At 71.5% G+C, this 11,782-nt stretch carries 15 protein-coding genes; 8 read left to right on the top strand and 7 right to left on the bottom strand.

What is annotated here, in order from left to right; translation table 11 throughout:
• Window positions 1–42: 42 nt before the first annotated feature.
• The 4 genes from ABD143_RS01195 to ABD143_RS01180 all read right to left on the bottom strand — a co-directional run bounded on the left by ABD143_RS01195 (window position 43) and on the right by ABD143_RS01180 (window position 2,490).
• Window positions 43–477, bottom strand: a complete 435-nt coding sequence (locus ABD143_RS01195) for a SufE family protein (protein ID WP_343969840.1) — start codon at window positions 475–477, stop codon at window positions 43–45.
• Entirely contained in the window at window positions 474–1,394 is a 921-nt protein-coding gene (locus tag ABD143_RS01190; protein ID WP_343969837.1) for a sulfurtransferase, read from the bottom strand. The genes ABD143_RS01195 and ABD143_RS01190 overlap by 4 nt, the downstream gene beginning before the upstream one ends.
• A 97-nt stretch (window positions 1,395–1,491) precedes the next feature.
• Window positions 1,492–2,118 (bottom strand): Maf family protein, encoded by a 627-nt coding sequence (locus tag ABD143_RS01185; RefSeq protein WP_343969834.1) that lies wholly within the window; start codon window positions 2,116–2,118, stop codon window positions 1,492–1,494.
• A 114-nt stretch (window positions 2,119–2,232) separates the two neighbouring features.
• Window positions 2,233–2,490 carry a hypothetical protein gene (locus ABD143_RS01180; protein ID WP_343969831.1) on the bottom strand — a complete coding sequence of 86 codons (258 nt, stop codon included), beginning with the start codon at window positions 2,488–2,490 and terminating at the stop codon, window positions 2,233–2,235.
• 489 nt (window positions 2,491–2,979) lie between these two features.
• Between ABD143_RS01180 and ABD143_RS01175 the strand changes: the two genes are divergently transcribed.
• The 4 genes from ABD143_RS01175 to ABD143_RS01160 are packed head-to-tail and all read left to right on the top strand — an operon-like array spanning window position 2,980 to window position 6,367.
• Entirely contained in the window at window positions 2,980–5,019 is a 2,040-nt protein-coding gene (locus ABD143_RS01175) for an ATP-binding protein (RefSeq protein ID WP_343969829.1), read from the top strand.
• A complete protein-coding gene (locus ABD143_RS01170; protein ID WP_343969826.1) occupies window positions 5,016–5,417 on the top strand; it encodes a roadblock/LC7 domain-containing protein in 402 nt (133 codons plus the stop codon). Before ABD143_RS01175 ends, ABD143_RS01170 begins: the two co-directional genes overlap by 4 nt.
• Before the next feature lies 1 nt (window position 5,418).
• Complete coding sequence (locus ABD143_RS01165; RefSeq protein ID WP_343969823.1) at window positions 5,419–5,808, top strand: DUF742 domain-containing protein; 390 nt, start codon at window positions 5,419–5,421, stop codon at window positions 5,806–5,808.
• Window positions 5,798–6,367 carry a GTP-binding protein gene (locus ABD143_RS01160; protein ID WP_343969820.1) on the top strand — a complete coding sequence of 190 codons (570 nt, stop codon included), beginning with the start codon at window positions 5,798–5,800 and terminating at the stop codon, window positions 6,365–6,367. The genes ABD143_RS01165 and ABD143_RS01160 overlap by 11 nt, the downstream gene beginning before the upstream one ends.
• Window positions 6,368–6,376: 9 nt before the next feature.
• Here the strand turns inward: ABD143_RS01160 and ABD143_RS01155 are convergent, their stop codons facing one another.
• Window positions 6,377–6,643 (bottom strand): acyl-CoA carboxylase subunit epsilon, encoded by a 267-nt coding sequence (locus tag ABD143_RS01155; protein ID WP_379659635.1) that lies wholly within the window; start codon window positions 6,641–6,643, stop codon window positions 6,377–6,379.
• Window positions 6,640–8,283: an acyl-CoA carboxylase subunit beta gene (locus ABD143_RS01150; RefSeq protein WP_343969817.1), complete on the bottom strand. Its 1,644-nt coding sequence runs from the start codon at window positions 8,281–8,283 to the stop codon at window positions 6,640–6,642. Before ABD143_RS01150 ends, ABD143_RS01155 begins: the two co-directional genes overlap by 4 nt.
• Window positions 8,284–8,438: 155 nt before the next feature.
• On the opposite strand from ABD143_RS01150, the gene ABD143_RS01145 reads away from it, so the two are divergent.
• The 4 genes from ABD143_RS01145 (at window position 8,439) to ABD143_RS01130 (ending at window position 11,322) form a co-directional block, all read left to right on the top strand.
• Window positions 8,439–9,245: a biotin--[acetyl-CoA-carboxylase] ligase gene (locus tag ABD143_RS01145; RefSeq protein WP_343969814.1), complete on the top strand. Its 807-nt coding sequence runs from the start codon at window positions 8,439–8,441 to the stop codon at window positions 9,243–9,245.
• Between the two features lie 17 nt (window positions 9,246–9,262).
• Window positions 9,263–9,751 carry a PH domain-containing protein gene (locus ABD143_RS01140; protein WP_343969811.1) on the top strand — a complete coding sequence of 163 codons (489 nt, stop codon included), beginning with the start codon at window positions 9,263–9,265 and terminating at the stop codon, window positions 9,749–9,751.
• Window positions 9,738–10,679 carry a hydroxymethylglutaryl-CoA lyase gene (locus tag ABD143_RS01135; RefSeq protein WP_343969807.1) on the top strand — a complete coding sequence of 314 codons (942 nt, stop codon included), beginning with the start codon at window positions 9,738–9,740 and terminating at the stop codon, window positions 10,677–10,679. Before ABD143_RS01140 ends, ABD143_RS01135 begins: the two co-directional genes overlap by 14 nt.
• Before the next feature lie 91 nt (window positions 10,680–10,770).
• Window positions 10,771–11,322 (top strand): Uma2 family endonuclease, encoded by a 552-nt coding sequence (locus ABD143_RS01130; RefSeq protein WP_343969804.1) that lies wholly within the window; start codon window positions 10,771–10,773, stop codon window positions 11,320–11,322.
• Here ABD143_RS01130 and ABD143_RS01125 read toward each other — a convergent pair.
• Complete coding sequence (locus ABD143_RS01125; RefSeq protein WP_343969802.1) at window positions 11,319–11,780, bottom strand: MaoC family dehydratase; 462 nt, start codon at window positions 11,778–11,780, stop codon at window positions 11,319–11,321. The two genes, ABD143_RS01130 and ABD143_RS01125, sit on opposite strands and share 4 nt — an antisense overlap.
• Window positions 11,781–11,782 lie beyond the last annotated feature (2 nt).

Here is an 11,782-nt window from a genome sequence, read left to right as displayed (position 1 = left end):
TGTTCACTAGTCCGAGCGGAGCAGTGTGCTCGCTGTGCGAGGTCAGGCAGTCGCGGTGCGGACCTGTTTCTTGATCCGGGCGAGCATCGCGACCATCCCGCGCAGCCGCAGCGGGCTGACGGCCTGGGCGAGGCCCAGGTCGGTGTAGAAGTCGTCCGGAACGGCCAGCACGTCGGCGGCGGGCTCACCGTCGAGGCCGGTGTGCATGATCGAGGCGAAGCCCCGGGTGGTCGGCGCCTCCAGCGGGGCGGAGAAGAACAGGTGCACGTGCCGCTCCGGGCCGGGATCCACCTCGACCGCCAGGAACAGCGGCGACTGGCACTCGTGCACCTGCTCCATCGTCTCCGCCGCGTCGGCGTAGCGCTCGGGCAGGTCCGGCAGCTCCTGCGACAGCTCGAGGAGCAGCTGCAGCCGGTCCTTCGGGCCGACCTCCGCGAAGTCCTCGACCAGCTCCTTGAGCTGGGGTGGCATCGTCATGCCCTACCCCTCTCGGCACTGCTCCTCTCGGCACCGCCCCGCTCCGAGCCCTGCACGATCGGCACCCGCACGGAGTTACCCCATTCCGTCCAGCTGCCGTCGTAGTTGCGGACCTTGCCGAAGCCGAGCAGGTGGGTGAGCACGAACCAGGTGTGGCTGGAACGCTCGCCGATGCGGCAGTACGCCACCACGTCGTCGTCGGGGGAGAGGCCCTGCTCCTGCAGGTAGATCGCCTCCAGGTCGGCCCGCGGCTTGAACGTGGCGTCCTCGGCGGCCGCGCGCGCCCACGGCACGCTCGCCGCGCCGGGGATGTGCCCGCCGCGGACGGCGCCCTCCTGCGGGTAGTCGGGCATGTGCAGCAGCTCACCGGAGTACTCGCCGGGCGAGCGCACATCCACCAGCGGCTTGCCCAGATGTGCGAGCACGTCGTCCTTGAAGGCGCGGATCGTGGCGTCGTCGCGCGTGACGACCGGGTACTCCACGGGCGCAGGCTTCGGCTGTTCGGTGGTCAGGTCACGGCCCTCCGCCACCCACTTGGCGCGGCCGCCGTCGAGGATGCGGACGTCGGGGTGCCCGAAGAGGGCGAACACCCAGAGCGCGTAGGTGGCCCACCAGTTGTTGCGGTCGCCATAGAAGACCACGGTGGTGTCGCGGGTGATTCCGCGCTCGGCGCAGATCTCGGCGAAACGCTCGCCGTCGACGTAGTCGCGGGTGACCGGGTCGTTCAGCTCGGTGTGCCAGTCGACCTTCACCGCGCCCGGGATGTGCCCCGTGTCGTAGAGCAGGACGTCCTCGTCGGACTCGACGACGACGAGGCCGTCCGTCCCGAGGTTCTCGGCCAGCCACGCCGTGGTGACGAGGCGCTCGGGATGCGCGTACTCCCCGAGCTTCGGGTCGGTGTCGTTCTCCAGAGCCATGGTTGTGAGGTTAGTCGCCGACTTCGGGGGTTGCAGCAACGCCGCTTCCGCGTGATCTGCCGGTAGCGGAATAGCCATGCCGCAGCCGGGCGTCCGATCACCCCGCCCGGCGCCAGAGGTCCGTGACATGCACGTCGACCGATGCGAAAAGGCGCCGCACCAGCGGCAGGCTGATCCCGATGACGTTCGAGGGGTCGCCGTCGATGCCGTCGACGAACCACGCGCCTCGCCCGTCCAGCGTGAAGGCGCCCGCGACGTTCACCGGCTCGCCGGTGGCGAGGTAGGCCTCCAGCTCGGCCTCACTCGGGTCGGCGAACCGCACGGTCGTGACGGCGGCCGCCTCGGCGACCCGGTCGATCTCGCCGTCGGCCAGCCGGAGCACGCAGTGCCCCGTGTACAGCTCTCCGGTGCCGCCTGCCATGGCCCGCCAGCGCTTGCGGGCGGCGGCGACGCTCCCGGGCTTGCCGACGAGCTCCCCGTCGAACATCAGCATGGAGTCACATCCGATCAGCAGCGCGTCGGGGTGCTGGGCGCCGATCCGCCGGGCGACCGAGGTCACTTTCGCCCCGGCGAGGTGCACGACCTTCTCGGCGGCCGACGCGTCCGGGATCGACGCGAGCAAGCCCTCCTCGTCGACGTCCGCGACCTCGACGAGCGGGTCGAGGCCCGCCGAGCGGAGCACGGCGAGACGGGCGGGGGAGGCCGAAGCCAGCACTACGAGCACGACGTGCCACCCTACGGCGGCGGCGCCGGGGTCACTCCGCAACCGGGCTCGCCATCGACGCCGGGACGCAGATCGTGGGCCGACCCCGGGGTCGGCCCACGATCTGCCTCTGCCTCAGCAGCCCCCGCCGCCTCCGCCGTCGCCGCTCCCTCCGGAGTCGCCGCCCCCACCGCCGGAGTCGTTCCATGCCCAGAATCCGGCGTTGGTGATGGTCTCGTGGTTGGTGGAGTCGCGGCGTTCTGACCGGCGCCTGCGGGCGCCCGCTCGGTCGTAGCGGCGGTTGCGGGAGCCTCGCCTGCTGAGCAGCGCGATCACCACGGCGATCAGGATCAGCAGGATGAGGCCGATGCGGACGATCGTGTCGGTGTCCATGTCGGTTCCCTCCCTCACCGGCCGTGAGTCCCTCCGTCCCCCCTGGACGACCCGTCACCCTGGCCGGTCATCAGAGTGTGGTCCGGGTCACGCCAGAGGGGGAAGGAACTTGACCAACCCTTGAGGAGGGTGCGGCCCGGAACCGGCGAGCAGTGGTGGATTCGTCACGAATCACGCCGGAACGACATAAGGGCTATTCCGGGTCTGCATTGCAGATACCGGACAGGGCCGCTCTGCGCCCAACGGCCACCGTGACGCGCCGACCGTCCTTCTGATGCGTCGGATCGCGACCACGTCGCTCCCGGCAGTGGCGGACAAGCACGTGACGCGCCCAGCGGAGCCGCCATCTGCAGCAGTGGAGCGCGTGGTGCCTAGACCAATAGGCGGGATCTTCGTTCCGCCATTCACCGGGCGCCTATAGCAACTTGTAGCGTGCCGCTCCGAACTACGGAGCGGGCGCCGTGCGTGCCGGATGGAGCAAGACTAGCAATGCAGACGCCAGCGCCGACGGGCCTTCCCGTCGAGGGCAACGATGGTGACAACCAGGGCTGGATGGGCCCCCGGCTGCTCGCCTACCTGCCACGGGGCAACACGCTCGACGACAAATCCTGGCAACGGCGCCACCGGCTCCTGGAATGGGTGCTGCTGCTACACCTGCCCGGGATGCTGGTGCTCGGTCTGGCGCTCGGCAACCCGGTGTCCGTCGTCGGCTACGCGCTGATCGCCCCCGTGTGCGGCCTCGTGCTCGGCCACCTCGTCGGACGGCGGCGGCTGGCGTCGTTCTTCGTGACGGGTGGGCTGGTCTTCTGCTCAGCGGGGCTGGTGGTGCTCACCGCGGGCACCATCGAAGCCCACTTCCACTTCTTCATCATCATCGGCTTCATCGCGCTCTACCAGGACTGGGTCCCGTTCCTCTGGAACGTGGCGTTCACCGTCATCAGCCACGGCGCAGGCTCGGCCTGGCTCGGCGACCGGATCTTCGCGCACGCCGCGGGCCAGGCGAACCCGTGGCTCTGGTCGGCGATCCACGGCGTCGCCGTGCTCATGGCCTGTGTGGGGATGGTGATTTTCTGGCGGATCACGGAGGACGAGCAGGTCGAGAAGGAGTCGCTGGGGCGGCAGCTCCTGACCGCTGACGCGGAGATCGGTCGGCGCCGGTTCACCTCGGAGATGCTGGTCAACCTCGCGCGCCGCAACCAGAGCATGCTCTACCGCCAGCTGGCCATCATCAACGAGCTGGAAGAGAAGGAGCAGGACCCGGACGCCCTCTCGCACCTGTTCACGCTCGACCATCTGGCCACCAGGGTCCGGCGTAATGCGGAGAGCCTGCTGGTCCTCGCGGGCGAACAGCCGCCGCGAACGTGGTCGGCGCCAGTGCCGCTACAGGACGTCGTGCGCGCGGCCATCGCCGAGACCGAGGACCTCGACCGGGTCGTCTTCGACGTGGACGACCGGGTCGCCGTGGCGGGACGCACCGTCGCCGATCTGACGCACCTCCTGGCCGAGCTGACCGAGAACGCGGTGCGCTTCTCGCCGCCGGACACCTCCGTGAACGTCCGGGCCCGCCCGGACCGGCGGCCGGACGGCGGGTACCTGCTGACCGTCGAGGACTGGGGTGTGGGGATGCCGCCCGCTGACCTCGCCACCGCCAACGAGCTGCTCGAACAGCCCCGCGACGTGGACCTGGCCGTCGCGCAGCGCCTCGGCTTCCACGTGGTGGCCCGGCTCGCCGCGCGCCACGGCATCCAGGTGTCGCTCAGCAACACACCCGGATCGGGTGTCACGGCGGTGGTCGCCCTTCCGGCCGACCTCTTCGCCCGGTCCGGTCCGGGGCCAGCCCGGCCCCGGCCCGACGCCGGGGTGGCCGCGCCGCGGTCTCGCGTCGCGGACCGGTCTCCCCGGCTCGACAGCTTCGCCACAGCTCCGCTCCTGGCGCCGAGCCAGGCCCTCGCCGCCGGGTCGCCCGAACGGACCGGCATCTCCGGCGTCGACGCGCTCCCGCCGCGCGCTCCCGAGAACGCGCGACAGAACCCGTCGGCCGGCTGGACGGCACCGCCGCCCTTCGCGTCAGCCGCGGACCCGGAGCGGGGCGACTCCGGCTGGCGCGGCTGGTGGAACCCGGAGTCGGCGGGCGGCGACTCCCAGAACGCGCCCGTGGGATCCGACGGCGGGCGCAGCGGCGTCCTGCCTGCCCCGGCGAGGGCGCCGGCCGAGGAGAACGGACAGCGGCCCGCTGCTCCCGTCACCCCCCATCCGCTGCCCAACCAGCGTCAGCACACCGGCGAGCCCCCGCCCGGGCCGGCTTCGCCGGGCTCTGCGCGGGGATCCGGGGGACGCACGTTGCGCCGCCGGGTTCCCCAGGCCCACCTGGCCCCCGAACTGCAGCGCCCGTCCGACGTCGAGGACGGGGAGCCCGTCCCGCGGGAGGACGGGGGAGCAGCCAGCGCCCTGTCGCGTTACCAGGCGAGCAGGCAGGCCGCGCAGGCGAGCGTCGAGAACTCGGTGGACCGGACAGGAGAAGGCGCATGAATGGGCAGCGGGGGCAGCTCGACTGGCTTCTCGTCGAGTTCGTCCGGGACACGCCCGGTGTGGTCCACGGTGTTGTCGTCTCGGGCGATGGCCTCCGGCTCGCGACGTCGCCCGGGGTCGGCGTAGCGCTCGGCGACCAGCTCGCCGCCGCCGCGTCCGGACTGGTCAGCCTTGCGCGGGGCACTGCGCATCTGCTCAGCGCCGGGCCGGTCACCCAGACCATCCTCGAGATGGCGGGCGGCTACCTCTTCGTGACCTCGGTCAGCCAGGGCGCGGCGCTGGCGGTGTTCGCCGACCGGCGCTGCGACATGGGCATGGTTGGCTACGAGATGACGATGCTCGCGAGCCGGGTCGGGCACGCGCTCACTCCCGCGCCGCGCACGAGCGCGGGCGAATAGCGTGGCCGAGTTCGACGACTACGGCGGAGCCGACCAGATGCAGGGCGGCCGGGTGGTGCCCGTGTACGCCCTCACCGGTGGTCGTACCCGCTCCAGTCGCGGCCCGGACATGCCGGTCGAGACGCTCGTGACGGCGACGGCGACGTCCGCAGGGGGGCGGGCCGGCGATCTCCGACTCGAGTACCGCGCGACGGTCGAGCTGGCCGAGCGGCCGATCTCGATCGTCGAGATCGGCGCGATGCTCGGCGTTCCGGTCGGTGTGGCGCGTGTCCTGGTCAGCGACCTGGTCGACGCCGGATACCTCGCGGTGCACCTGCCCCCGTCGAGCTCCGGTGGCGGTCCCGCTCCGGAAATTCTCGAAAGGCTCTTGGAGGGACTGCGTGCACGGTGAGCCGGATGAGCTGATCCCGCTGAAGGTGCTGATCGCCGGCGGGTTCGGAGTGGGCAAGACGACGCTCGTGCGCTCTCTCTCGGAGATTCCGCCATTTCTCACGGAGCAGGCGATGACGGCGGCGTCGATCGGTGTCGACGACGCCGACGCGGTGCCGGGCAAGACCACGACGACCGTCGCCATGGACTTCGGTCGAATGACGGTGGACGAGTCGCTGATCCTGTACCTGTTCGGGACGCCTGGACAGTCGCGGTTCTGGTTCATGTGGGACGAGCTCGCCCGCGGGGCGGTCGGCGCCGTGGTGCTGGTGGACCTGCGCCGGGTGGACGACTGCTTCGCGGCCATCGACTACTTCGAGAACCGGCGGCTTCCGTTCGTCGTGGGGGTGAATCGCTTCCCCGGCGCGGACGAGTACGACCAGGAGACCGTCCGCGACGCGCTCGCGCTGCCGCCGGACTGCCCGCTGGTGTGGATGGATGCCAGAGACCCGGAGTCGGGCAGCGCCGCCCTGGTGGCGCTCGTCGAGCACGCGCTCGCCCGCACTGCCGTGCCCCGCTGACTACTGCCCCTACCTGGGCCAGGCCGAGGCCTTCCAGGCGCCGGGGCCGGGACGCAGCGGGGTGCGGAACCGGACCGAGGGGTCCGACCAGCGGTCGCGGGCGGCCGGTGCAGGCGCAGGCGCGGACGTGGTGGTGGCGAGCGCCACGGTCAGCGCGGCGAGCTCGGCGTCGTCCGGCTCGCCGCGCACCACCCGGAACAGGGCCCGGCGCTCCTCGGGTGTGGCCGCTCGCGCGTCGCTCACAGTGTCCGCGGGGACTCCGCTCCGCTCCGTCACAGGGGAATGTTCCCGTGCTTGCGCGCCGGTACGGCTTCGCGCTTGGTCGCCAGCAGCCGCAGGGCCCGTCCGACATACCCGCGGGTGTGCGACGGCGGGATCACGCCGTCGATGTAGCCGCGGTCGGCGGCGATGTAGGGGTTGGCGAGGGTGTCCTCGTACTCCTGCTGCAGCTCCGCGCGGCGGGCCGCCAGCTCGTCGCCCTCGAAGTTCGCGAGCTCCTTGCGGTAGAGGATGCTCACCGCGCCCGCGGAGCCGGTGACGGCGATCTGGGCGGTCGGCCAGGCCACGTTCACGTCGGCGCCGAGGTGCTTGGACCCCATCACGTCGTACGCGCCGCCGTACGCCTTGCGCGTGATCACGGTGATCTTCGGGACGGTGGCCTCAGCGTAGGCGTAGATCAGCTTCGCACCGCGGCGGATGATCCCGTTCCACTCCTGCTCGGTGCCGGGCAGGAAGCCAGGGACGTCCACGAACGTCACCACGGGCACGTTGAACGCGTCGCAGGTGCGGACGAACCGAGCGGCCTTCTCCGAGGCGTCGATATCGAGGCAGCCGGCGAACTGCGTGGGCTGGTTCGCCACGATCCCGACCGACGTGCCATCGATCCGGGCGAACCCGACCACGATGTTGGGCGCGAACAGCTCGTGGACCTCGAGGAACTCGCCGTCGTCCACGACCCGGTTCACGACCTCGCGGATGTCGTAGGGCTGGTTCGGCGAGTCCGGGATGATCGAGTCGAGCTCGAGGTCGGTGTCGGTGAGCCCGTCGGCGATCGAACCCGCCGTCGGCTCCGGGGCCGGGTAGGCGGGCGGCTCCGACAGGTTGTTCGACGGCAGGAACGACAGCAGTTCCTTGACGTAGGAGAACGCGTCGGCCTCGTCGTCGGCGAGGTAGTGGGCAACACCGGACTTGGTGTTGTGCGTGCGGCCGCCACCGAGGTCCTCGAAGTCGACCTCCTCGCCGGTGACCGTCTTGATGATGTCCGGGCCGGTGATGAACATGTGGCTGGTGCCGTCGACCATCACCGTGAAGTCGGTGATCGCGGGGGAGTACACCGCCCCGCCCGCGCACGGGCCCATCACCAGCGAGATCTGCGGCACGACCCCGGAGCTGCGCACGTTGCGCACGAAGATCTCGCCGTAGAGGCCGAGCGCGACCACACCCTCCTGGATGCGCGCGCCGCCGCCGTCGTTGATCCCGATGACCGGGCAGCCGATCTTGGTGGCGAGGTCCATCACCTTGACGATCTTCTCGCCGTAGACCTCGCCGAGCGCGCCGCCGAACACCGTGGCGTCCTGGCTGAACACCGCCACCGGGCGGCCGTCGATCGTGCCCGTGCCCGTGACCACCCCGTCGCCGAAGGGGCGCTTCTCCTGCATCCCGAAATTCGTGGAGCGGTGCCGGGTGAGGGCGTCGAGCTCGACGAACGACCCGGGATCGAGAAGCTGCTCGATGCGCTCGCGGGCCGTCTGGCGGCCCTTGGCGTGCTGGCGCTCAACCGCGACTTCGGAACCGGCGTGCACAGCCCCGTCGATCCGCTGGTAGAGGTCGGCCAGCTTGCCTGCGGTCGTGTGGATGTCGGGCTCGTCGGCGGCGCCGCCGGGCGCGTCGCCGAGCGGCTCCGTTGCTGCGCTCATGGCCGCTTAGCCTAGCCAGCGTCGGCCGTTCGGGGCCGCGACGAGCGTCACGCCCGGCGGGGTCCGGTCACGTCCGCCGACCGGATGCCGCCGCCCGCCGCCGGTGCCACTCGAACGCCCTGATCAGGCATCGCGCGGCGGTAGCGTCCTCTGGCATGAACCGGACCGCCCAGCCGCTGGACGTGGACCGGCTGCGCGGCGGGCTCAAGGGGCCGTGGGCGCGGCTCGACCTCGTCGAACGCACCGGCTCCACCAACGCCGACCTCCTCGCCGCGGCGGCTGCGGGCGCTCCGGACCGCACGGTCCTCGTCGCCGAGCACCAGGAAGCGGGCCGGGGCCGGCTCGCCCGCAGCTGGGTGGCCCCGCCCGGCTCGGGCATCACCCTCAGCGTGCTGCTGCGACCCGTCGGCATCCCAGCGTCGCGATTCGCGTGGCTGCCGCTGCTCGCCGGTCTCGCGGTGCTCGACACCGTGCGTGAGCTGACCTCGGTGCCTACCGGCCTGAAGTGGCCCAACGACCTGCTGCTCGGCGCGCAGCAGCGCAAGGCGGCCGGGATCCTCGCCGAGGTGGCCGACGCCGCGCGGCCCGCCGTCGTGGTCGGGATCGGCATGAACGTCGGAGCGGCGCCGCCCGACCAGCCCGGCGCCACCTCGCTGGCCGCCGAGGGCGCGATCGTCGACCGCGAGCAGGTGCTCACCGCGCTGCTCACCCACCTCGCCGAGCGGGAGTCGCGCTGGCGCGCGGGACGCGGAGACGCCGACGCCACGCGGCTGCGCGCCGATTACCGAGCGGCTTGCGCCACCCTGGGGTCCGAGGTGCGGGTGGAGCTGCCAGGGGGCGCCGCGTTGCACGGCATCGCGGAGGACGTCGACCCCGACGGACGCCTGCTCCTGCTCGACCCGGCCGGCCACCGACGCGCCGTGGCCGCAGGTGACGTGGTTCACCTGCGGCCGTCCGTCTGAGCACTACTCTCAGCCGGGTGGCCTACCCGGACGAGGTGCTCGTCGAGGGCGAGCAGGTGGTCATCCACAAGCACCCGCACTGGAAGATGCTGGTGCTGCCCGTGCTCGTGTTGCTCCTCGTGGTCGCGGCGGGGAGCTTCCTCGCCGCTCTGGTGAGCGCGCAGAGCTGGGCGCCGTGGGTGTGGCTGGTGCTCGGCGTCGTCGGGCTCGCGCTGATCATCAGGTTCACCGTCGTGCCCGTCGTCCGCTGGCGCACCACGCACTTCGTGGTGACGAACCGGCGTGTGCTGGTGCGGGAGGGGGTGTTCACGAGGCAGGGAATCGACATCCCCATGAGCCGCATCAACAGCGTGCAGTTCCGCCACACGCTGCTCGAACGTCTGGTCGGGTCGGGCACACTCGTCATCGAGTCGGCGTCGGACGAGCCGCTGGAGTTCGAGGACGTCCCCGGCGTGGAACGGGTGCACGCAATGCTCTACAGCGAGGTGGCCGATGAAGTCCCCTAGGGCCCTGCCGATGACGGTGCTGGCCGCCGGGCTGCCGGAGCAGGTCACGATCTACGAGGTGGGTGCGCGCGACGGACTGCAGAACGAGTCGGCTGTGCTGCCCACCGAGGTGAAGGCGGAGTTCCTGCACCGACTCGCCGGGGCGGGGCTACGGGTTCTGGAGGCCACGAGCTTCGTGCACCCGAAGTGGGTGCCACAGCTCGCCGACGCCTCCGACCTGCTGCTGCGCCGGCTGGTGCGCACCGAGGGCGTCGACTACCCGGTGCTCGTGCCCAACGAGCGCGGCCTCGACCGCGCCCTGGACGCGGGTGTGCAGCACATCGCGATCTTCGCGAGCGCGACGGAGACCTTCGCGAAGCGCAACCTCAACCGCACCCTCGACGAGCAGTTCACGATGTTCGAGCCGGTCGTCAGGCGCGCACTCGCCGGGGGTCTGCGGGTGCGCGGGTACCTGTCGATGTGCTTCGGCGACCCGTGGGAGGGCCCGGTTCCCCCCGACCAGGTGGCCGCTGTAGCGCGCAGGCTCGCGGAGATGGGCTGCCACCAGCTCTCCCTCGGCGACACCATCGGCACCGGCACCCCCGGCCACGTCGACGCCGTGCTCGACGCCTGTGTCGCAGCGGGCGCCCCGATCCGCCAGCTCGCGGTGCACTTCCACGACACCTATGGGCAGGCCCTGTCCAACACCCTCGCCGCGCTGCGCCGGGGCGTCACCACCGTGGACGCGAGCGCGGGCGGGCTCGGTGGCTGCCCCTACGCGGAGTCGGCCACCGGCAACCTCGCCACCGAGGACCTCGTCTGGATGCTCGACGGCCTCGGCGTCGCCCACGGCGTGGACCTCGACACCCTCGTCGCCACCAGCGTGTGGATGGCCGAGCGACTGGGCCGCCCGTCGCCGTCGCGGGTGGTGCGGGCACTGGCGGGCTGAGCGGCCCTGGGGGTTACGGCGCGGGGAGCGGGAACTGTCGGTCCGGTGCGGCAGACTGTGCGTGATCGACCGAGGAGGTGCGCGCGTGGCGATGCCGTTTCCCCGAGGACTCTTGTCCCTGGAGGACTGGGACGCCCTGCCCGAGGACAGCTCGGCGCACTACGAGCTGCAGGAGGGCGTGCTCGTCGTGTCGCCGAAACCGGCCCGGATGCACCAGAAGGCGATGACGCGCCTGGTGGGACAGATCGACTCGCAGTGCCCGCCGTCGTGGGAGGCGGTCGCCGATTTCGAGGTTCTCGTGCAAGCAGAGGCGTTGCCCACCGTTCGCGCCCCTGATGTCGTGGTGGCGCGCACCGGCGGCTCGGAGAAGCGCGCTCCCGCCGATGAGGTCATCCTCGCCGTCGAGATCATCTCGCCCGGTTCCCGCAAGGTCGATCTGCATTTCAAGACGTTCGAGTACGCCGATGCGGGGATTCCGCACTACTGGGTCGTCGACCTCGACCCGCCCGCCCCGTCGATCACGGTTTTCGGCCTCGGCGCCCCGGGCGACGGCTACGTCGAGAGCCAGCGGGCTGTCACGGGCAAGCTGGTCGTCACCGAGCCGTTCCCGCTCACGATCGACATCGCGCGGCTCGCCGACTAGGACGGCGCGACTCGCTCCCGGGTGCCGAACATCCCGGTGAACGTGCTGCGGAACACCACCTCGTCGCCGCGGTGCATCCAACCGCGCAGCTTCACCAGGCCCATCGTCGGCCGGCTGCGCGACACGCGCGCCTCCACCACCTCCATCGAGGCGCGCAGCTCGTCACCCGCGAACACCGGTGCCGGCCAGGCGATCTCCTCGCCGCCGGGCGACCCGAGTGCGGCCGCGCGGGTGAGCACCGCGTCCACGTAAGTGCGCATCCACAGCCCGGCCGTGAACCAGCCGGACGCCGCGAGCGCGCCGAACACCGACTCCTTCCCCGCCTGCTCGTCCACGTGGAAGGGCTGCGGGTCGAAGCGGCGGGCGAACGCCACCATCTCCTCGCGGTCCACCACCACCGTGCCGAGGTCGAAGACGCGACCGGGCGCGAAGTCCTCGAAGGCAAGCTCCGGTGCCATCG

It is taken from the genome of Pseudonocardia aurantiaca, assembly GCF_039526725.1.
Classification (GTDB): Bacteria; Actinomycetota; Actinomycetes; order Mycobacteriales; family Pseudonocardiaceae; genus Pseudonocardia; species Pseudonocardia aurantiaca.
Note: the sequence above shows the minus strand (reverse complement) of the source record. Positions and strands in the feature narration are given on the sequence as shown.

What these genes read in the sequence shown, in the direction of transcription:
- ABD143_RS01195 (WP_343969840.1), bottom strand. Translation starts at nt 477, where the DNA reads ATGACGATGCCACCCCAGCTCAAGGAGCTGGTCGAGGACTTCGCGGAG.
- ABD143_RS01190 (WP_343969837.1), bottom strand. Translation starts at nt 1,394, where the DNA reads ATGGCTCTGGAGAACGACACCGACCCGAAGCTCGGGGAGTACGCGCAT.
- ABD143_RS01180 (WP_343969831.1), bottom strand. Translation starts at nt 2,490, where the DNA reads ATGGACACCGACACGATCGTCCGCATCGGCCTCATCCTGCTGATCCTG.
- ABD143_RS01175 (WP_343969829.1), top strand. Translation starts at nt 2,980, where the DNA reads ATGCAGACGCCAGCGCCGACGGGCCTTCCCGTCGAGGGCAACGATGGT.
- ABD143_RS01170 (WP_343969826.1), top strand. Translation starts at nt 5,016, where the DNA reads ATGAATGGGCAGCGGGGGCAGCTCGACTGGCTTCTCGTCGAGTTCGTC.
- ABD143_RS01150 (WP_343969817.1), bottom strand. Translation starts at nt 8,283, where the DNA reads ATGAGCGCAGCAACGGAGCCGCTCGGCGACGCGCCCGGCGGCGCCGCC.
- ABD143_RS01145 (WP_343969814.1), top strand. Translation starts at nt 8,439, where the DNA reads ATGAACCGGACCGCCCAGCCGCTGGACGTGGACCGGCTGCGCGGCGGG.
- ABD143_RS01135 (WP_343969807.1), top strand. Translation starts at nt 9,738, where the DNA reads ATGAAGTCCCCTAGGGCCCTGCCGATGACGGTGCTGGCCGCCGGGCTG.
- ABD143_RS01130 (WP_343969804.1), top strand. Translation starts at nt 10,771, where the DNA reads ATGCCGTTTCCCCGAGGACTCTTGTCCCTGGAGGACTGGGACGCCCTG.
- ABD143_RS01125 (WP_343969802.1), bottom strand. Translation starts at nt 11,780, where the DNA reads ATGGCACCGGAGCTTGCCTTCGAGGACTTCGCGCCCGGTCGCGTCTTC.